This is a genomic window from Pseudomonas sp. IT-P12, from assembly GCF_949767465.1.
In the GTDB taxonomy this organism is placed as follows: Bacteria; Pseudomonadota; Gammaproteobacteria; order Pseudomonadales; family Pseudomonadaceae; genus Aquipseudomonas.
Genome location: NZ_CATKPY010000025.1, coordinates 248,650 through 268,998 on the forward strand (window position 1 = coordinate 248,650; position 20,349 = coordinate 268,998).

General features: G+C 62.4%; 15 protein-coding genes. 5 read left to right on the forward strand and 10 right to left on the reverse strand.

All coding sequences use genetic code 11. The features are described from left to right. The first annotated feature begins 141 nt into the window (after positions 1 to 141). The 3 genes from ACM6IM_RS24620 to ACM6IM_RS24630 all read left to right on the forward strand — a co-directional run bounded on the left by ACM6IM_RS24620 (position 142) and on the right by ACM6IM_RS24630 (position 2,669). A complete protein-coding gene (locus ACM6IM_RS24620; RefSeq protein WP_414866545.1) occupies positions 142 to 1,467 on the forward strand; it encodes an APC family permease in 1,326 nt (441 codons plus the stop codon). A gap of 114 nt (positions 1,468 to 1,581) precedes the next feature. After that, on the forward strand, positions 1,582 to 2,004 hold the full coding sequence (locus tag ACM6IM_RS24625) for an NUDIX hydrolase (protein WP_414866546.1): 423 nt from the start codon (positions 1,582 to 1,584) through the stop codon (positions 2,002 to 2,004). A gap of 26 nt (positions 2,005 to 2,030) precedes the next feature. Then, the gene (locus ACM6IM_RS24630; protein ID WP_414866547.1) at positions 2,031 to 2,669 is read left to right on the forward strand and encodes a LysE family translocator; all 639 of its coding nucleotides are present in this window, start codon (positions 2,031 to 2,033) and stop codon (positions 2,667 to 2,669) included. A 13-nt stretch (positions 2,670 to 2,682) separates the two neighbouring features. On the opposite strand, the gene metR is transcribed toward ACM6IM_RS24630, so the two are convergent. Then, positions 2,683 to 3,600: a transcriptional regulator MetR gene (gene metR / locus ACM6IM_RS24635; RefSeq protein WP_192305307.1), complete on the reverse strand. Its 918-nt coding sequence runs from the start codon at positions 3,598 to 3,600 to the stop codon at positions 2,683 to 2,685. A 116-nt stretch (positions 3,601 to 3,716) separates the two neighbouring features. Next, positions 3,717 to 9,254: a dermonecrotic toxin domain-containing protein gene (locus ACM6IM_RS24640; RefSeq protein ID WP_414866548.1), complete on the reverse strand. Its 5,538-nt coding sequence runs from the start codon at positions 9,252 to 9,254 to the stop codon at positions 3,717 to 3,719. A 217-nt stretch (positions 9,255 to 9,471) separates the two neighbouring features. On the opposite strand from ACM6IM_RS24640, the gene ACM6IM_RS24645 reads away from it, so the two are divergent. Both ACM6IM_RS24645 and ACM6IM_RS24650 read left to right on the forward strand, forming a co-directional pair. Continuing rightward, the gene (locus ACM6IM_RS24645; protein ID WP_414866549.1) at positions 9,472 to 10,506 is read left to right on the forward strand and encodes an alpha/beta fold hydrolase; all 1,035 of its coding nucleotides are present in this window, start codon (positions 9,472 to 9,474) and stop codon (positions 10,504 to 10,506) included. Between the two features lie 81 nt (positions 10,507 to 10,587). Beyond that, complete coding sequence (locus ACM6IM_RS24650; RefSeq protein ID WP_414866550.1) at positions 10,588 to 11,253, forward strand: DsbA family oxidoreductase; 666 nt, start codon at positions 10,588 to 10,590, stop codon at positions 11,251 to 11,253. A gap of 27 nt (positions 11,254 to 11,280) precedes the next feature. Here the strand turns inward: ACM6IM_RS24650 and ACM6IM_RS24655 are convergent, their stop codons facing one another. The 8 genes from ACM6IM_RS24655 to glpD form a co-directional block, all read right to left on the reverse strand. Further along, positions 11,281 to 11,610 carry a GlpM family protein gene (locus ACM6IM_RS24655; RefSeq protein ID WP_201194420.1) on the reverse strand — a complete coding sequence of 110 codons (330 nt, stop codon included), beginning with the start codon at positions 11,608 to 11,610 and terminating at the stop codon, positions 11,281 to 11,283. Positions 11,611 to 11,618: 8 nt separating this feature from the next. Further along, a complete protein-coding gene (locus tag ACM6IM_RS24660) occupies positions 11,619 to 12,947 on the reverse strand; it encodes a sigma-54-dependent transcriptional regulator (RefSeq protein WP_414866551.1) in 1,329 nt (442 codons plus the stop codon). Continuing rightward, complete coding sequence (locus ACM6IM_RS24665) at positions 12,944 to 14,845, reverse strand: sensor histidine kinase (RefSeq protein ID WP_201194108.1); 1,902 nt, start codon at positions 14,843 to 14,845, stop codon at positions 12,944 to 12,946. Before ACM6IM_RS24665 ends, ACM6IM_RS24660 begins: the two co-directional genes overlap by 4 nt. A gap of 162 nt (positions 14,846 to 15,007) precedes the next feature. Then, entirely contained in the window at positions 15,008 to 15,742 is a 735-nt protein-coding gene (locus ACM6IM_RS24670; protein WP_192305323.1) for an amino acid ABC transporter ATP-binding protein, read from the reverse strand. Beyond that, on the reverse strand, positions 15,739 to 16,410 hold the full coding sequence (locus tag ACM6IM_RS24675; protein WP_192305324.1) for an amino acid ABC transporter permease: 672 nt from the start codon (positions 16,408 to 16,410) through the stop codon (positions 15,739 to 15,741). The genes ACM6IM_RS24670 and ACM6IM_RS24675 overlap by 4 nt, the downstream gene beginning before the upstream one ends. Continuing rightward, positions 16,410 to 17,156, reverse strand: a complete 747-nt coding sequence (locus ACM6IM_RS24680) for an amino acid ABC transporter permease (protein WP_414866552.1) — start codon at positions 17,154 to 17,156, stop codon at positions 16,410 to 16,412. Before ACM6IM_RS24680 ends, ACM6IM_RS24675 begins: the two co-directional genes overlap by 1 nt. 194 nt (positions 17,157 to 17,350) lie before the next feature. Next, positions 17,351 to 18,265 carry a glutamate/aspartate ABC transporter substrate-binding protein gene (locus tag ACM6IM_RS24685; protein ID WP_201194105.1) on the reverse strand — a complete coding sequence of 305 codons (915 nt, stop codon included), beginning with the start codon at positions 18,263 to 18,265 and terminating at the stop codon, positions 17,351 to 17,353. Positions 18,266 to 18,712: 447 nt separating this feature from the next. Then, positions 18,713 to 20,251: a glycerol-3-phosphate dehydrogenase gene (glpD, locus tag ACM6IM_RS24690; RefSeq protein ID WP_414866553.1), complete on the reverse strand. Its 1,539-nt coding sequence runs from the start codon at positions 20,249 to 20,251 to the stop codon at positions 18,713 to 18,715. Positions 20,252 to 20,349 lie beyond the last annotated feature (98 nt).

The following is a 20,349-nucleotide window of genomic DNA, read 5'->3' on the forward strand; positions in this document are numbered from 1 at the left end:
ACCTGTGGGAGCTGGCTTGCCAGCGAAGAGGCCCTGCCAGACAACACTTTTGCTTGAACCGAAGAACAATAAAGCAACACCCGAAAACCCTGCGCCGAACTCGGCTCTGCCATAAATCCAATAATTCCGGAGTAGTCGCTCATGGCTCGTTTGCAACGCACCCTTTCATTGGGGTCGGTGGTGCTGTTTGGCATCGCCTACATGACGCCGATCATTGTGCTCGGCACGTTCGGCATCCTCGCTCAATCCACCGAAGGCAGCGTGCCGGCCGCGTACCTGGCGGCACTGGTGGCGATGTTCTTCACCGCCATGAGCTACGGCCGCATGGCGTCGGCATTTCCCGTGGCCGGCTCGGCCTACAGCTATGTGCGCAAGGCCATCAGCCCCAAGCTGGGGTTCATTGCCGGTTGGGCGGTGTTGCTCGACTACCTGTTCCTGCCGATGGCGATCTGGCTGATCGGTGCGGCGTACCTGTATTCCGCGTTCCCGGTGGTGCCGCAATGGGTCTGGGTGCTGGCGTTCATCGGCATCACCAGCGCGATCAACATCGTCGGGCTGAAACTGGCCAATGGCATCAACGCCTTGTTGATGCTGGTGCAGTTTCTGGTGCTGATCGCCTTCGTTGCGTTGTGCGTGCATTACGTCGCGGGCGATGCGAGCACGCCTCTGTGGTCGATGAAACCGTTCTTCAATGGCGACATGCAGATGCCGCTGATCATGAGCGGCGCCGCCATCGCCTGTTACTCGTTCCTCGGTTTCGACGCGGTCAGTACCCTCACCGAAGAAACCCGTGACCCGCGCCGCACCATCCCGCGAGCGATCATGCTGATCACCCTGATCGGCGGGCTGATCTTCGTCGGCGTGTCGTACTTCGTGCAGATCGCGCACCCTTCGTTCCAGTTCGACAGCGTCGACTCGGCGGCTTATGAAATTGCCCGCAACATCGGCGGCGACCTGTTCGTGTCGATCTTCCTGATCGGCCTGATCGTCGGCCAGTTCGCGTCGGGCCTGTCGGCCCAGGCCAGTGGTTCGCGCCTGTTGTTCGCCATGGGCCGCGACGGTGTGTTGCCCAAGTCCTTCTTCGGCACCTTGCACGAACGCTTCGGCACGCCGATCAACAGCATCCTGCTGTGCGCGGCCGTCGCCCTGCTGGCGTTGAAACTGGACGTCACCACCTCGACCTCGTTCATCAACTTCGGCGCGTTCCTGGCCTTCAGCCTGGTCAACCTGTCGGTGATCTTTCACTACTGGATCGGTGGTGAGAAAAAAGGGCTGCGCGAGTTCGTGCTGTTCCTGTTGTTCCCCTTCATCGGCCTGGCGGCAGACTTGTGGCTGATGGTCAGCCTCGATCACCTGGCGATCTACCTGGGCCTGAGCTGGCTGGCGATCGGCGTGGTGTACCTGGCGGTGCTGACCGGTGGATTCCGCCGCCAGCCGCCGGAGATGGATTTCCAGGAAGCGACGTAAGCGCAAACCTCCACCCCCGGTAGGAGCGAGCTCCCACGGGGGTGTTTTTTCGGGGTGACGGCGCGAGGGCACTCATGTGATCCTTGCGCTTTCCCCTGAGGTCAACGCCGCGCCATGAGTCTTTCGCCCCGTATCATCCGCATCGCCGCCGCCCTGCTGATCGGTCCTGACGGCCGTACCCTGCTGGTGCGCAAGCGCGGCACCGAGGCCTTCATGCAACCGGGCGGCAAGATCGAGGCCCATGAACAACCGGTTCAGGCCCTGGCCCGCGAGCTGGAGGAAGAGCTGGGCTTGATCATCGATCCGGCACACGCCACTTACCTGGGGCCCTTCTCGGCACCGGCGGCCAACGAGCCGGGGTTTGTCGTACAGGCCGAGCTGTTCCAGCTGACGATCGATTCGCCGGTCACCCCGGCGGCGGAGATCGAAGAAGTGCGCTGGATCGACCCGGCCACTGACGGCAACCTCAGTCTGGCGCCATTGACACGCGACCTGATCCTGCCGTTTTATCGAGCCTCGATGACCGCCATCGCCTGATCATCCACCGGCCAGGGACTGCGCCCATGATTCCGCTTCAAGACCTGCTGATCTTCGCTGCTGCTGCCTTGCTGATGGTGCTGACCCCAGGGCCGAACATGATCTACCTGATCTCCCGTTCGATCTGCCAGGGGCGCAAGGCCGGGGTGACTTCCCTGCTCGGCGTGGTGGCGGGTTTTTTCGTGCACCTGTTCGCGGCAGCGGCGGGGCTGACGGCGGTGTTCCTGGCGGTGCCGCTGGCCTATGAGGTATTGAGGTGGGCCGGTGCGCTGTACCTGTTGTGGCTGGCCTGGCAAGCCGTCAAGCCGGGGGCGCGGTCACCCTTCGAAGCGCGTCAGTTGCCGCCGGACTCCTCGCGCAAACTGATCACCATGGGCTTTCTGACCAGTGCCCTGAACCCGAAAATCGCGGTGTTCTACCTGTCGGTGTTTCCGCAGTTCATTTCGCCTGAGCACGGGTCGGTGTTCACCCAGAGCATGCTCCTGGGGCTGACCCAGATCAGCGTCAGTTTCTGCGTCAACCTGCTGATCGCGATATTCGCCGCAGGCATTGCGTCGTGGTTCGTCAACAACCCGACCTGGTTGTCGGTGCAACGCTATTTCATGGGCTTTGTGCTGGCCGGGCTGGCGCTGCGGCTGATGTTCGAGCAACGGCGAGCGGCCTGATAAGGGAGCGGGGTCATTTGACGGCGCTGACCCCATCCAGGGTCGAGAACGAAGTGTCCTTGGCTGTCAGCAGGAAATCGCGCATGTACGGCGCATCCAGCATGTCTGCACGAATCCCCGCGTACAACGTCGCAAACAATCCTTTCTCACCCAGGCGCTTGGCCTTGACGTAGCCCCGCGAGCTGTATTCGTGCAACGCCCAGTGCGGCATGCCGCAAACCCCACGGCCGCTGGCCACCAATTGCATCATCATCACCGTCAGTTCCGAGGTGCGGACCTGCGCCGGTTCGATGTCGGCCGGTTCCAGGAAACGGGTGAAGATGTCCAGCCGGTCTCGCTCGACCGGGTAGGTGATCAGGGTTTCCGTGAGCAGGTCTTCGGGAACGATGTACGACTTGTTCGCCAGGCGATGCTGATTGGCGACCGCCAGCATCGCTTCGTAGGTGAACAGGGGCACATAGGTAATGCCGGCGATGTCCAGCGGGTCGGAGGTCACCACCAGGTCCAGGTCGCCTCGGGCCAGGGCGGGCAGGGGGGCGAAGGAGAAACCCGACGCCAGGTCGAGTTCGACTTCCGGCCAGGCATCGCGGAACTGGTCGATGGTCGGCATCAGCCATTGGAAACAGCTGTGGCATTCGATTGCCATGTGCAAGCGCCCGGCGGTCCCGCCGGCCAGCCGCGCGATGTCGCGCTCGGCGCCCCGCAGCAATGGCAGGGTGGCCTCGGCCAGTTGCAGCAAACGCAAACCGGCGCTGGTGAACCGCACCGGTTTGGTCTTGCGCACGAACAACGGCATCCCCAGCCGTTCCTCGAGCTCCTTGAACTGGTGGGACAGCGCCGACTGCGTCAGGTGCAGGCGCTCGGCCGCTTCCACCAGGCTGTCGGCTTCGCGCAGGGCGTGCAGGGTTTTCAGGTGACGGATCTCAAGCACCGGGGGCTCCATGAACAAAACTTGATGACAGCGCATAAAGGTTGAGTTTGTCTCATGTTGGGTGGGCTGTCGATAACCTGTTTCGCCTGGCCTGTGAGAGAGCCCCCGGTTTTCCCTTACAGCTTTTCAAAGTGCGACAGCACCGCCGATTTTTTGCCGATGTCGGCGTAGGGCAGGTCGGCATTGTCCGCATGGGTCAGGAAACGATGCTCGGGCAGCTTCAAATGGGCTTTCTCGAAAGCACCCAGGGTCGCCGAGGCCTTGGCATAGTGGAAGTGGGCGTACCACAGCACTTTCGCCGGCGTCTGTGTCAGGTCCCAGATTTCGTATTCCTGCATGAAGTCGCTGCGGCCATCCCGGCGTTTGCCCAGGTTGGCGATGGGGCGAGTCTTGCGGATCTCCACGGCCTTCTGATCGACCAGGTCGGCGAGCATGCCATCGGTAGGCTGGCGGGTCTGCAGCGACTGGCGGGTTCTCATCGCACGCCCGGTGGCCGTCAACTCCGTGGCCTTGCCCCGCAGCTGGACAATGATCGGGTTTTGCGGTGCAAGCGTCTCGATGCTCCGCGCACGCTGGCTCAGCTCATTCGCTTCGCTGAGCATCATGTGCTCCAGATCGACCGGCAGCATGTTCTGTGCCGCGTAGGCCTGCACCCGTGTCAGGTAGGTCTCTTGTGAATCCAGGCGCTGACGCGCTTCCGCCACTAACGACTCAAGGTTGCGTTCAACGGCAGCGGCCGCTCGGGTTCGTGGGTTCAACAAGCGGGATTTGCCATTGGCGGCGAGCTCCCAGATTTCGTTGTATCCACCTTGACCGGTCACGGTGTACTGCGGTCTTCCGCTGGTGGAGGTCGTGCGCTCCACGCCAATCAGCAGTTGGTCGTCTTCGGTCACGAACACCTTTTTTGTGCGTACCCCGGGTGCAGCGGCCGGTGGTGGAAGGTCGAGGGCCTTGCGCGCGCGTTCGGTCATTTTATCGATACAGTCGAGCAGGGTCGGCACGGCGTCCAGATGAAAGTGCTGCGGGTAGCTGGCCGTCCACGCCTGCAGATCGCGACGGAATCGACTGTACTGGTCGATGCAGTCCTGCAGAATCTGGTTGCGCTGCGCCCGGGTGGCCGTCACCTCCGGCAGGCTGAACTGAGTGAAAAAGGCCCGGTCGACCTGGTCTCGCTTGACCATCGCCTGGTTTTGCAACAGGAGCCACGACACTTCGCTCGTCGCGTCGTAGCGCGTCACGGTTTCCAGCAAGTGACCGGTTCTGAGGTAAAGAAGGGTGGTGTCATTCAGGCGCCCGCTCAGCTCGGTGACTTCCCGGGTCATGTGGGCTTTATCGGCACTGATGGTAATGCGCTGGTACCAATGGTTGAGGTCCCGCCGACGGGCCTCGATCGTGTCGAATGCCTGGAGAATCTCCAGACGCAACTTCCTGATGTCCTCCAGCAGCCGCATGCGGTCGGCGAAGGCCTCGGCAGGGATGGTGTCCAGTTTCGCCGTCAGGGCATCCATACGGTCGATCACGGGATCGGCCCGATGACTGGCGAAGATCAGCCGGAGTTTGTATCGGTCGGTCATCAACAGCGCATCGTTGCTCTGGAATTCCAGGAGTGCGCGTCGCTTGTTGCCGTGGGTGAGCGGCAGCAGGTCCGCCAGTGTCTGATAGTGCCGGCCGACCATTTCGATGTCGGCGCTGCAGGCTGTTTCGGCGGCTTGCATCAGCGCCCCGAGACGCTCCGGGGGCGCGCTCCTGTAAGCGGCCAGCGCGGTGTCGGTCAGCTTGACCCGGTCATTGATTCGAACGGCGAGTTCGTCGGCCGCTTCGGTCAAGGCGTGGTGACGACGAAACGCCTGGTCCGCCCACCAGCGCGGCAGGCGTTGGCGAATGGCGTCCGGCCAGATCGGGTCCAGCGCGTTGGCCACGTGCCCAAGCACGTTGCCGCCGCCGAGACCGCCGCCGTCGAACGTCGTGCCGTACACACCGAACCAGGTGTCCCATTGGCCCGCTTCATCCAGAGCAATCGGTTGTTTGTAGGTTTTGCGGCTGTTGCCGAACAACCGCCACTGGCGCAGATCCTTGCTCAACTGCACCTGGAATACCCGACCCTGACGGACAATGAAGTCACCGTCAGCGTGTCGGTAGACATTGCGGTAAAGGCCATGGGTAGCCGGTTGCAGACCGACCAGCGCGATGGGGTGCTCGTATTCGTAGCCGGCGAAACGTGCCACGACCTGTCGGGCCTTGCGCATGGACGGTGGCTGTAATGCGCCGGCACTGGCCGTCAGGGCACGCAACTGACGCGTGCGGGTCAACTGGCGCGCTTCAGTGGCGAGTGAGGACGTGGCCGCCTCGCCGGGCAGCAGGTCCATGGCGGCGTCGATCAGGCACAGCAGCACGGTCTGCAGTTCCGCCAGGCCATCGCCGACGTTGCCGCGAAGAAATGCCGCGACGGCCTGATTCGCCGCGTTCCAGGCATCGTAGAGCGCAATCGCGGTGCCGACGAAGGGCACCACCCCGAGGGCCATCTTGATGTAGTTGAAGGCGCGCGGACCTTCCAGCGCGTAACGCTCAAGGGACAGCGCGGCATTGGAGCGTGAAGTGTCGCGATGGGCGATGATCAGGCGACCCATATGGGCGTCGAGCAGATGCGCGGCCAAAGAGGTGGAGGCCGGCCACGGCGCGCCGATTTCGATCATGCCGTCGAAGTATCGGCGCACGGCTTCGTTGAGGCGACTTTCATGGGCCCTGGCATCGCCGCCCAAGGCCCGGCCGGCCAGGTAGCGGATCATCCTGTCCTGCTGGCACAAACTGAACAGCGCCTTGCGCGCCGCCTCGCGGGAGTCGTAGCGGCGCAGGAAACGGCCGTCGGGGCCGTCGGGCAGGTACAGCAGGGTCACGCCGCTGACCTGTTCTTCGATGAACGTCACGCCCGACAAGGTGCTCGGGCCTTCGCCGGACGTGTCCTTGCCCCCTGCGCTCAGCCGTGCCGGCAGCAGGACGATGCGTTTGCCGTGGGCGCGCCACCCCGCCGGGGTATTGGCATCGATGGCAATGTTCAGGATCTGCAATTCTTCGCTGTCGATCTGTTTCTGCAGCCGCGCGCATTCACCCTGCAGTTTGAGCATCAGGCGCCAGGGCTCGATCAGGGATTCGCGACGGTGCTCCCGGACGAATACCGGCTCGCTGAGCGCACCCTTGAACGCGTCGAGAATCTGTTGCTCGTAGGCCTTGGGCAGGTCGAGTTCCGGCAGGATCTTGCGCAGGTAGGTCGGCGTGATGCCATTGAGCAGGCGAATGCGCTCCTTGTCGTTGTCGGCGGTAATTTCCCGGTGCATCAGGACCAGGCGCTGCGACAGGGGGTCCTGTTGCACCGACAGGGCGCTGTCGATGTTCAGTTGGGCCAACGCTTCGAGTGACATCCTGCTGCGTGTGGCACTGGCCACCATGACCGTGGTCCGCACCGGGCCGGTGGGGCCTGCGGAGTAACGGGTCTCCCAGGTGACCGCATCGGGGATGTCCAGTTGCACATCGAACGCGCCCTTGACCGAGAAGTCCTGGCGCAATCGGGCTTGCAGGTGTTTGCGGGTGAACTCGCTGCGCGGTTCCAGGGCGAGGGTCAGCAACTCGTGGCTGCGCTTCATCGCCTTCAGGTAGGCCTCGATCAAGGCCTTGAGTGCACCGCGATCGGCTACCGGCAGCCGCTGCAGCCAGTCGGGCAGGTGGTCGGCCAGGGCGGCGCTGCGGTCCTGCTCCAGCCGGTGGGCAAAGGCCAGGTTTCTGGCCGCATGCACTGGAACCTGCAAGGTCGCCAGGGCCAGGACGCGCAGGGTTTCCAGTCGTTCGGCACGTTGCGGCGCGTCGTCGGCAATGGCGTTGGCGCGCTTTTCGAAGTCGTTGGTCAGTTGTTTCAAGCCATGCTCGAGCGCGTCGCCAGTGATGGCTTGCCATTGCAGGGTCGCGCCCTTGGCCGCAGCCGTCATCTTGAAGAGCACACGTTCCAGCTCGCGACGGTTGGCGAAGCGTTGCAGTCCGCCGCCATTGCCCGGCCAATAGATCAGCACGCTGTGGGGTGAGTCGGCGTCGGCGAGCGCATCGGCCGCGCTCACGACAAAGACGCCGTCCAGTGCCTGGGGCACGACGCGAGGGGTGTCACCGATCTGTTCGGGTGCCGACAAGCTCAGGCTGGCGGCCACCGGGGCCGTGTCGGTGCGCTCGAGCAGGGACATCAGCAGGTGGTGCTCATCGTCACTGAGTTGCCCGAGCAAGCGTTGCACGGCGGCCTCGGCCTTCAGACCTGCCCGGTGAGCACTGTGAAGGGCTGTGAATTCAGGCTCGAAACTCGCGGCACGTGGCCGGTGGAGCAAGGAGACGGCGGCTTTATCGGCGTCCTGCTCGGCCTTCTCCAGGGCGTTGAGCCAGTCCTTGAACGGTTGCAGGCCGGCGCCATTGCCGACTTGCACGATCAGGCGGTCGAGCGCGTCATGTTGCCGGTTCAGGGCCGCCTGGCGCGAAGACCAGGGGATGTCGGCATACAAGCTGCCGAACAGCGGTTGTTCGCTGCTCCGATCCTCATGCTGCGTGACATCGAGCCTGGGCGGTGACGCGATGACGGGGCTGTTGCCACGTTGTCGATCCACCTCGTCGGCCTGGAGCAGGGATTGCGCAGCCTGTTCCGCCAGGTTGGGTTTGCCTCGGGTGCCATTGCGCAGCGCGCTGATCTGAGCCTGCTGATGACTGGCGAACAGGTCGCTGGCACCGGTCGGCATGGGGGCACTCTTCGCACTGTATTCAACACTCAGGTTGTCGTTGGGCAGGCCCTGCGGGACGAGCGCCTGCCGGGTCAGCCAATCCTCCAGGTCGCTGCGCTTGCCGAAGGCCTGGATGGCCACCGGATGGCTGGGCAGGTACAGCCAATGCTCGCCATCGGCCGTCGGACCACGGCTGATGGCCCATGCGCCCGTGAGTTTGAGGCGGCTTTGATTACTGAGCACCAGCGCCAGTTGTTCGGTGCGCAGGGGCGGAGCATTCGGTGGCATCGTCTCGACCTCGGGGTCAATGATCGACAGCAGCGGCCCGAGCTGTTGCGCCGTCAGGGCCTTGCGGGCGAAGGCCAGATGAACGGCGGCCTCGAAGTGATTGCGGTACAGCTCAATGGCGCGGGTCTGTCGCGACACCGCCGTGCCGGGAGCGCGGGCGCTCCAGAAGTCGCGCCAGCGCCGGTTGTGTGCCTGCTCCGGATTGAGCGTCTTCAGTCGCTCGAGCATTTGCCGGGGCGTCAGTGACGACAGCGAATGGCTGCGAGGCAGGCCGGTGATTCGCCAGTGCGGGTCCGGCGCGCTGTCCAGCTGCGGGTGCTGAAAGGCAAAGGCGCAGGCGTGCGTCAGCGAAATGAAGCGTTCGGGCTGGGCGCCGGTGGCAGGGAGCAGGAGCCCGGCGTGCACGCCGTCCAGATCGAGCTGTTGACTGAGCAAACCGTCGACCGTGTCGCGGATGGACGGCACGCCGGCGAACAGCTCGCGCAAACCCTCGCAGCACGCGCGCCAGCGCGCCAGGGCGCTGAGCATCAGGCTTTCATCGTGGTGGCCGGGCAGGCTTGAGAAGGGCGGCATGACCAAAGGTGCGGGGGCAGGGAGGTCGGGCAGGCGTCTATCGGTCATGGGGGCATGGCTCGGTGTGGGGGCGGGAAGTCCGTCCCGTGAGCGAGCCATTTAAGAAAAATGCCGGGTGGTGTTGGCACTACATAGTTACCGCGCAGAGTGCCGGCACCGACCACTCGGCAATCTTCATCAAACTGTCACGCAACTGTGGCAGCGCGCTTGAACAAACTTCATCAGACTCGCGCTCTACTGGGGTTCTGCGTTTCGGTGTTTCTTCATGTGTGCACGATTTTTTTCCACCGTGGTTTTTCTGGCCGCGTTGTTGTTCGGCCTGCCGTCGTTGGCGGCGTCTCGATGCGATGTCAATGTTCCGACCGAACGGGTCGATCTGGCGCAGGTCAGCCTGGCCTACCAGAGCATCGGCCGTGCCTCGGATCCGGCCCTGCTGCTGGTGATGGGCCTGGGTGGGCAACTGATTCACTGGCCCGATGAAGTGGTGGTCGCGCTGTGTCAGCAAGGTTTCCGGGTGATTCGCTATGACAATCGCGATGTCGGCCTGTCGACCTGGCGGCAGGCGCCGGCCGAGGCCAACCTGGCGTTCGAAGTGCTGCGCTACAAGCTCGGCCTGCCGGTGGCGGCCCCGTATTCGCTGACGGACATGGCCGACGATGCGCTGAGCCTGATGACGGCCTTGCACGTCGAGCAATTCCACGTGCTGGGCGCGAGCATGGGCGGGATGATCGCCCAGCACATGGCGGCCATGGCGCCACAACGGGTGGAGAGCCTGACCCTGATCATGACCAGCTCCGGTGCCGAAGGCCTGCCGGCGCCGAGTGCGGCACTGGTGCAATTGCTGTCGCGCCGGGGTGCCCCCAATCGCCAGGTGGCGCTGGAGCAGCAGGCGGATCTGCTCGCGGCGCTGGGCAGCCCGACCGTGAGCGATGATCGGCAGGCGTTGTTGCAGCAGGCGGCGGTGGCTTATGACCGCGCCTTCAACCCCGAGGGGGTGAAGCGCCAGATCATGGCGATCCTCGCCGAGCCGAGCCGGGTGGCGCTGCTCAACCAGTTGCGCGTACCGACCCTGGTGGTTCACGGCACGGCCGATCCGTTGCTGCCGGTGATGCATGGCGTGCATCTGGCGGCGCATATCCAGGGCAGCCAGCTGCGCCTGATACCGGGACTGGCTCATCGGTTCCAGGAGGCGTTCAAGGCACCGTTGCTGGCAGCCGTGTTGCCGTATCTGCAGGCCCATCGCGAGGACACATCACACTGGGCGCGGATCGATCCGCCCGCTGCGAGCAATCTGCTGTAAACGCTGTGGGAGCGAGCCTGTAGTACCTGCCACAGGGACACCGGGTGTATCGTCTGGGTTTTGCACCCTGCGAGGTCTGTGATGAGCGCTCCCCTGAAAATCGATTTCGTCAGCGACGTGTCCTGCCCCTGGTGCGTCGTTGGCCTGTACGGCCTGACGCGGGCCCTGGAGCAACTGGGCGATGAAGTGCAGGCCGAAATCCGGTTCCAGCCGTTCGAGCTGAACCCGAAGATGGCGCCCGAAGGGCAGAACATCACCGAACACATCAGTGAAAAGTACGGCTCGACCCCGGAGCAATCGCAGCAGAATCGCGAAATGATCCGTGCGCGCGGCGCCGAGGTCGGTTTTGCGTTTCGCACCGATGGCAACAGTCGCATCTACAACACCTTCGATGCGCACCGCCTGCTGTATTGGGCGGGGCTGGAGGGGTTGCAATTCAATCTGAAGGAAGCGCTGTTCAAGGCGTACTTCACCGACGGCGGCAATCCTTCCGATCACGCTCAACTGGCGCAGTTGGCCCAGAGCGTCGGCCTCGACCGACAGCGGGCCGAGGCGATACTGGCTTCGGACGAGTTCGCCCACGAGGTTCGCGAGGAGGAACAATTGTGGTTGTCCCGAGGGGTCAGCTCGGTGCCGACGGTGGTATTCAACGGACAATACGCGGTCACGGGCGGGCAGCCGGTGGAGACGTTCGTCGGGGCGATCCGGCAGATCGTCAGTGCGGCGAAAGGCGGCGCTGTTGGCTGACGTCTGGCAGTTGGTGGCTTCCGCCAGCTAGGCGTGCAGCCGCACCCAGACACTGACCAGCACCGTCGCTGCCATCAACCACGCCACCGCCGCCACTGCCAGGGACGCCTCCAGGCGCAGGCGATCGATCATCACGTACAGCGTCGCCAGGTAGATGAAGTACGGAATGATCGACCACATGCCGAACACGATGGTGGTCTTCAGGTCTTCCAACGAGCGCCCTTTGCCGACGATGTAATGCGCGATCAGGGCGAAGGTCGGAAACAGCGGCACCAGACCGGCGATATAGTAATTGCGGGTCTTGGCCAGGGCCGCGAGGATCACCACCACCGCAGCACCGAGCGCGGCCTTGAGTATCAGATCCATCAGTGGCTCAGCCCGTACTTTTTCACTTTGTCGAATAACGTGGTCTTGGCCATGCCCAGTTCCAGGCTGGCCTGGGTCAGGTTGCCGCCGCTGCGTTGCAGGGCCTCGCCCAGCAGGTTGCGCTCGAAGGCTTCCACCGCTTCGGCGAACGCCAGGCCCTGGGTGCCAGCGCTGGCGCCGGCCTTTTTGAAGGCGGGCAGGCCGAGGGCGAACCGTTCGGCGACGTTGCGCAATTCGCGCACGTTGCCCGGCCAGTCGTGGCTCATCAGGTGCGACAGGGTCTGGTTGTCCAGCTCCGGGGCGATCCGGTCGAAGCGCAGGGACGACTGCTGCAGGAAGTGCTCGAACAGTTGCAGGATGTCTTCGCGGCGTTCGCGCAGCGGTGGCAGTTCCAGGGTCACGACGTTGAGGCGGTAGTACAGGTCGCTGCGGAAATCACCGGCCTTGCTCAAATCGTCGAGGTCGGACTTGGTGGCCGCGATCACCCGGCAATCCACCGCGACGCTCTGATTCGAGCCGAGACGTTCCAGGGTGCGCTCCTGCAATACCCGCAGCAACTTGATCTGCAAGGGCAACGGCATGCTTTCCACTTCGTCGAGGAACAGCGTGCCGCCGTCGGCGTGTTCGATCTTGCCGATCCGCCGTTTGCCGGCGCCGGTGAAGGCATTGGCTTCATGGCCGAAGATTTCACTTTCGAACAGATTCTCCGGCAGCCCGCCGCAGTTCAGCGCGACGAATTGCCGGGTGTGGCGGCGACTGAAGTCATGCAGGCAACGGGCAACCAGTTCCTTGCCGGTGCCGGTCTCACCTTCGATCAACACGTTGGCCGAGGTGTCGGCGACATTGGCAATCAGTTCCCGCAGATGTTGCATCGCCGGCGAGCGCCCGATGATCCGTCCTTCCAGGGAGTCGCGCTCTGCCAGTTGCCGGCGCAGCGAAGACACTTCCCGCGCCAGACTGCGCTGCTCCAGCGCCCGTCGTGCCACGTCCACCAGGCGTTCCGGCGAGAACGGTTTCTCCATGAAGTCATAGGCGCCTTTCTGCATCGCGCCAACGGCCATGGAAATGTCGCCGTGGCCGGTGATCAGCACCACCGGCAGGCTGCGATCCCGCGCCTTGAGCCGGGTCAGCAGTTCCAGGCCATCGATGCCGGGCAGGCGAATGTCACTGATGACGATGCCGGCAAAATTATCGCCAACCCGCTCCAGCGCTTCTTCGGCGCTGGTCACGCCGATGCAGGGAATGTCCTCCAGGGTCAGCGCCTGTTGGCAGCCGAGCAGCACATGGGGGTCGTCTTCGACGATCAGCACACTTAGGTCGTTGTTCATATTGGCTCGGCAGGAGTAGGGCTTACCAACGGTAAACTGAGGACGAAGCTGGTTCCACCGCTGGCCGGATGCTCGACACCCAGGTGCCCGCCGGTGGCGGCGGCCAGGCTCGCGGACAGGGTCAGGCCAAGCCCGAGGCCCTGTTCGCCGGGTTTGGTGGTGAAAAACGGTTCGAACAGGTGCTTGCGGGTGTCGGCGTCGATGCCGTGCCCGTTGTCACGGACCCGCAGGCGATATTTGCCGTCCAGCGCTTCGCCTTCAAGCCACAGCTCTGGCAGCGGCTGGGCCTGCATGGCGTCGAGGGCGTTGCCGATCAGGTTGACCAGAATCTGCTCCAGGCGGGTCTGGTCGATCTGCACCTGCACTTCCTCGAAACGGCGATGCACTTGCAAGTGGGCGCTTTCGACCCGCGTGCCCAGCAGTTGCAAGGCCGCCTCCACGCCCTTGCCCAGGCAGGCCTGACCCTTGTCGTCACCGCGTCGGGCGAAGGCGCGCAGGCTGGCGGTGATCCGGCCCATGCGGTCGATCAGTTCGTTGATGGTCTTGAGGTTGGTACTCGCCACGTCCAGCTGGCCGCGTTCCATGAAGCGCACGGTGTTGCCGGACAAGGTGCGCAGCGCCGCCAGTGGCTGGTTCAGTTCGTGGGCGATGCTGGTGGACATCTGGCCGATGGCCGCGAGTTTACCGGCCTGCACCAGCTCATCCTGGGCGCGGCGCAGGGTTTCCTCGGCATGCCGGCGTTCGCGGATCTGGCCCTTGAGCCGTTCGTTGCTGGCGCGCAGGTCGGTGGTGCGTTCGGTAATCCGACGCTCCAATTGATTGTTGGCTTCCTGCAGGGCTTCACGGGCGGCGAGGCGGGTGGCGATGACCTTGCGGCGCTCGTTCCAGGCGATCAGCAGGAACGCCACCAGGGCAAACGCCACGGCGACGAGAATGCCCTGGTTGATTGCCTCGCGGCGCAGATCCTGCAGCGGGGTGAGCAGGGTGAAATGCCAAGGCGTGTCACTCAACTGGCGGGTTTGCGAGAGGTAGCTGATGTTCTCTTCCTCGGACTCCACTTCGCTGTTGGCGGGGAAGGTCAGCTTTTCCTCGCCTTCGGCGAGTTTTTCCCGGGCCAGCGGTTGCAGTTCGTTCAGCGGGAACCAGTAGTACTGAAGGCTGCGGGCGAGTTTTTCCTTGGTGTCTTCGTTCAGCGGCACCACGGACTTCAGGCGCCGCGAAGGGTCACTGGAGAGGATGATGATGCCGTTTTCGTCGCTGACGAAGGCTTCCAGGCGCGCCCGCTGCCACCGTTCCTCCATGGCTTCGAGGCGCACTTTGACCACGGCCACGCCAATGATCTTGCCGTGCTCTTCCAGGCCATGGGCCAGGTAATAACCGGGCTCGCCATTGGTACTGCCGATGCCATAGAAACGGCCCGGCTGGCCACGAATGGCGTTTTGGAAATAGGCGCGGAAGGAGAGGTCTTCACCGAGGTAGCTGTCGACGTCGCGCCAGTTACTGGTGGCCATGACGCGGCCCGTGGTGTCCATCACATAGATGGCCCGGCTGCGGCTGCGTCGGTTCAGGCCCTCGAGGTAATCGTTGACGACCTGGCGGTGTTCCGGCGTCGGGTCGGCCAGCAGCCTGGACACACTCGATTCGAGTTCCAGCAGGCTGGGCAGGTAGGTGTACTTGCTGATCTCGCTCTCGACGGCGCGTGCGTGCAGCTCAAGCTGGCGCTGGCCGTTCTCGCTGAGGCTGCGGATGCCGTAGTGCTCGCTGAGCCAGAAGCCGAGGTAGCCCAATCCGACCATCAGGGCGATGATCAGCGGTGGCAGGAGCAGATGGCGAATCTGACGGGGTTTCACGGCGAGTGATGGCGGCGCGGCGCGATAAAGAGTGGGGTCGCATTTCATCACAGATGCCTTGGGTCAACCACAACACAAATCTCAACACCACCGCCGACCCAATGTGGGAGCGGGCTTGCTCGCGAAGGCGTAGTGTCTGTCACATCCATTTTGAATGTGCCGCCGCCTTCGCGAGCAAGCCCGCTCCCACAAGGGGAGTGCGGTGTTTTCTCAGTGCTGCAAGATCTTGTTGAGGAAGTGCTGGGTACGTTCGGCGCGGCTGTTGATGTCGCCGAAGAACTCCTCTTTCGGGCAGTCCTCGATGATCTTGCCGGCATCCATGAAGATCACCCGGTCCGCCACTTTGCGGGCAAAGCCCATCTCGTGGGTCACGCACATCATGGTCATGCCTTCATGGGCCAGTTGCACCATCACGTCGAGCACTTCGTTGACCATTTCCGGGTCCAGCGCCGAGGTCGGTTCGTCGAACAGCATGACGATCGGGTCCATCGCCAGCGCACGGGCAATCGCCACGCGCTGTTGCTGACCGCCGGAGAGCTGGCCCGGGTGCTTGTGGGCGTGGGCCGACAGGCCGACACGCTCCAGCAGTTGCAGGCCTTTTTTGGTGGCTTCTTCCTTGCTGCGGCCCAACACCTTGATCTGCGCAATGGTCAGGTTTTCGGTGATGGTCAGGTGCGGGAACAGTTCGAAGTGCTGGAACACCATGCCCACGCGCGAGCGCAGCTTGGGCAGGTCGGTCTTCGGGTTGGCGATGGAGGTGCCATCGACCACGATGTCACCTTTCTGGAACGGCTCCAGGGCGTTGACGCACTTGATCAGGGTCGACTTGCCGGAACCGGACGGCCCGCACACCACGATCACTTCGCCTTTCTTGACCTCGGTGCTGCAATCGGTCAGCACCTGGAAGTCCCCATACCACTTGTTGATGTTTTTGATAGAGATCATACGGCGAACCTTTTTTGCAGACGCTTGACCAGCTGCGAGGCGGCAAAGCTGATGATGAAGTACACGAGACCTGCGAAGATCAGGAACTCATTCGAGCGACCGATGATGTCGCCACTGGCGCGCGAAGCATTGAGGAAATCCACCAGGCCGACGGCGTAGACCAGCGAGGTGTCCTGGAACAGGATGATGCTTTGCTGAAGCAACAGCGGGGTCATCTTGCGGAACGCTTGCGGCAGGATGATCAGGCGCATCATCTGGCCATAATTCATGCCCAGCGCCTGGGCGGCACCCATCTGACCCTTGGGGATCGACTGCACGCCGGCACGGACGATTTCGCAGAAGTAGGCCGCTTCGAACATCATGAACGCCACGATGCACGAGGTGAAGGCGCCGATCGGGGTGTCTTCGCCGGTGATCCAGCGCAGGACGAACGGCACCGCCAGGTAGAACCAGGTGATGACCAGCAGCAGCGGGATCGAACGGAAGTAGTTGACGTAGGCGCCGGCCAGGTTCGACAGCAGTTTGCTGTGGGACAGGCGCATCAGTGCGAGCACGGTGCCCAGGATGATCCCGCCGACGACGCCCATCGCCATCAGTTGCAGGGTCATGACCATGCCGTTCCACAAGCCCGGCAGGGAAGGAATGATGCCCGAGAAGTCGAATTCCATCATTTACCCCCTACGGAGATCAGGCCAGGCACGGCGACTTTCTTCTCGACCAGGCGCATCAGCAGCATCAGGCTCATGTTCAGGGTGAAGTAGATCAGCGTGGCCAGGGTGAACGCTTCGAACAGGTTGGCCGAGAATTCGGCGGTCTGCTTGGTCTGCGCGAGCAACTCCATCAGGCCGATCAGCGACGCCACGGACGAGTTCTTGAAGACGTTGAGAAATTCCGACGTGAGCGGCGGAATGATGATCCGGTAAGCCTGGGGCAGCAGCACGTTCCAGTAGATCTGCGGCAGCTTGAAGCCCATGGCGCGAGCGGCCGATTCCTGGCCCTTGGGCAGTGCCTGGATGCCGGTGCGCACCTGTTCGCACACCCGGGCGGCCGTGAACAGGCCCAGGCACACGATGACGCTGAGGAACGCCGACGTGGTCGGGTTCAGGTCCTGCTTGTACCAGTCCTGCAGGTTCTGCGGCAGCAGGTCGGGCACCAGGAAGTACCAGATGAACAGCTGCACCAGCAGCGGCACGTTACGGAAGATTTCCACGAAGCAGGTCGCAATGCCCGACACCAGGCGATTCGGTACGGTGCGCATGACACCCAGAATCGAGCCCAGTGCCAGGGCGATGATCCAGGCCACGATGGCGATGGCGATGGTCCAGCCCAGACCGGAGATGTACCAGTCGAGATACGTCTCGCTGCCCACTCCGGTGGACCTGAAGAACACGCCCCAGTCCCAGTTGTAATTCATTAGGGTCTCCCCTCGGATTCTATCGATGTACAAATGCCCGCCTGGGGAAACTCCGTTCCCACCCAATCGCGACGATTGGGCACACACGAGCGGCTCGACAGCCACCGGTTCGAGTGTTTCCAGATTGATGCCAGCAGGGAGTGACAACTCCTGAAAGGGCAACGGCCCTCTCAGGAGATAAGGTTAGACAGAAATCAGGATTTCTTGTCGTCAGCCGCTTTATCGGTCGGCGTGGCGATCAGCGCCTTGAGCTCGTTGCTCATCGGGAAGTTCAGGTTCAGGTTTTTTGGCGGGATAGGTTGCATGAACCACTTGTCGAAAATCTGGTTGATTTCGCCCGATGCGTAGGTGGCCTTGATGGCGTCATCGACTGCCTTTTTGAATGGCTCATCACCTTTGCGCATCATGCAGCCGTAGATTTCATACGACTGTGGAGTGCCGGTTACAGCCCAGTCAGCTGGCTTTTTGGCCTTGGCCATTTCACCGGCCAGCAAGGCGTCGTCCATCATGAACGCTACGGCACGGCCGCTTTCCAGCATCTGGAAGGACTCGCCATGGTCCTTGGCGGAGATCACGTTCATGCCCATCTGCTTGTCGGCATTCATTGCCTTGAGGATGCGCTCGGACGTGGTGCCGGCGGTGGTCACGACGTTCTTGCCTTTCAGGTCGTCGAAATCCTTGTAGGCGGAGTCTTTCTTGGCCAGCAGGCGGGTGCCGACTTCGAAGATGCCCACGGAGAAGTCAACTTGTTGCTGACGCTCGACGTTGTTGGTGGTGGAACCGCATTCCAGGTCCACGGTGCCGTTCTGCACCAGCGGAATACGGGTTTGCGAGGTCACCAGGTTGTATTTGACCTGGAGGTTTGGCAGGTCAAGGTCTTTCTTCAGGGCTTCGACCACTTTCAGCTGGATGTCGTGGGAGTAACCCATCGGCTTGCCGGAGGCGTCCGCGATGTAGGAAAACGGAATGGAAGCGTCACGATGCCCGAGAGTGATTACACCGGACTCTTTGATCTTCTTCAGGGTGCCGGTGAGTTCGGCGGCGAAAACTGGAGTGCTGATCAGAGCGGCAGCAATGGCTGCGCCCAGGATATGGGGAACGATGCGCATCAAATTGTCCTCGACATTGTTTTTTTTATGGAGCCAGTTGATCGGCCCTTTTGAGCTTCGAACGTTTGCTGCCTTTCAAGGTTCCACGCAGCAAGCATTCGTCCGAAAGTGTAGAGCATGAGTCGTGCCAGGCCAGGGCGAATGCATCAACCCATTGATTTATAAGAGCTATTAGTTTGGGTTGATGTTTTTTTGATATCAGAAAATCCGGTTAACCGAATGAACGTCAATGCTCTGTTCGGAAAACCGAATGCTTTGCCATGCTGGTTGATCATCCCTGTGGGAGCGGGCTTGCTCGCGATGGCGGCGTGTCATTCATTATTTCGTATCTGACACACCGTATTCGCGAGCAAGCCCGCTCCCACAGGGGAATGTATAGGTGCCCAGAACGGAAAAAGCCCCCGAATCGTGAGATTCGGGGGCTTTCGCTCACAGTGGTCCGGTCGATCAGGCCGCTTCGATCTTGCGGCGGTTCTGTTCGACTGTGTTCAGGTAGTCGGCGAGTTTCTGCTGTTCGGCCGCCGTGGTGAACAGGCCCAGCTTGCTGCGACGCCACAGGATGTCATGCGCGGTGGTCGCCCATTCCTCGCTGCACAGGTAATCGACCTCGCGGCTGTAAAGGCCGCCGCCGATGTGTTCGCCCAGGTCAGCGAGGGTCTGCACGCCTTCCAGCATGCGCCAGGTGCGGCTGCCGTAAGTGGTGGACCAACGACGGGCGATTTCCGTGGGCACCCAATCGTACTGATCGCGAATCCGCGAACTCAGGGCCTGCGGGGTGCTCATGTCTTCGCCGCCCGGCAGGGTTTCGCCGGCGGTCCAGCTCGGCTTGATGTGCGGGAAGTACGGTGCCAGTTGCGCCAGTGCCGACTCGGCCAGTTTGCGGTAGGTGGTCAGCTTGCCGCCGAACACGGACAGCAACGGGGCCTCTTCAGCAGAACCCGACAAGGCCAGCGTGTAGTCGCGGGTGACGGCCGATGGGTTGTCGGACTCATCGTTGCACAGCGGGCGCACCCCGGAATAACTGTGCAGGATGTCGTCACGGCTGATCTGTTTCTTGAAGTGGGCATTGACCACTTTGAGCAGGTAATCGGTTTCGCCGTCGGTGATAGCCACTTTTGCCGGGTCACCGGTGTATTCGCGATCGGTCGTGCCGATCAGGGTGAACTGGTTCAGGTACGGAATGGTGAAAACGATACGCTGATCTTCGTTCTGCAGAATGTGTGCGTGGTCGCCCTCGTACAGTTTCGGCACGATCAGGTGGCTGCCCTGGATGAGGCGGATGCCGTAGGGCGATTCCATCTTCAGGTCATCACGAATGAACTTGGCGACCCATGGACCGGCCGCGTTGACCAGTGCCTTGCTGCGGATCGAGAACAGGCTGCCGTCGGGGCGTTCCAGGTGCAGGTGCCACAGGCCCTTGGTGCGGCGGGCGCTGACGCAGCGGGTCTGGGTGTGAACATGGGCGCCTTTTTCGCGGGCGGCCATGGCGTTCAATACCACCAGGCGGGCGTCGTCGACCCAGCAATCGGAGTATTCGAAACCCTTGGTGATTTCGCTTTTCAACGGGCTGTCCGGGCCGAACTTCAGGCTTTTCGAGCCTTCGAGCTTTTCCCGTTTGCCGAGGTTGTCATACAGAAACAGGCCCGCGCGGATCATCCAGGCCGGGCGCAGGTGCGGGCGATGCGGCAATACGAAGCGCATCTGCTTGACGATGTGCGGCGCTTTGGCCAGCAGCACTTCGCGCTCGGCGAGGGCTTCACGGACCAGGCGGAATTCGTAATGTTCAAGGTAGCGCAGGCCACCGTGGATCAGTTTGCTGCTGGCCGACGACGTATGGCTGGCCAGGTCGTCCTTTTCGCAAAGGAATACCGAGAGACCGCGACCGGCGGCATCCGCTGCGATTCCCACGCCATTGATCCCGCCACCGATGACGGCAACGTCGTAGACCTCAGCGATAGGAGGCGTAGGCAAGGTAGAAGTGGGCATCGCATGGCCTCGGGTATTTTTTGGTTTTCGGTATTTGAATTCGAACATTAATGTTCATTTGCGAAAATGGTAGCCCAATAAGCCGTGCACAGCCAGCC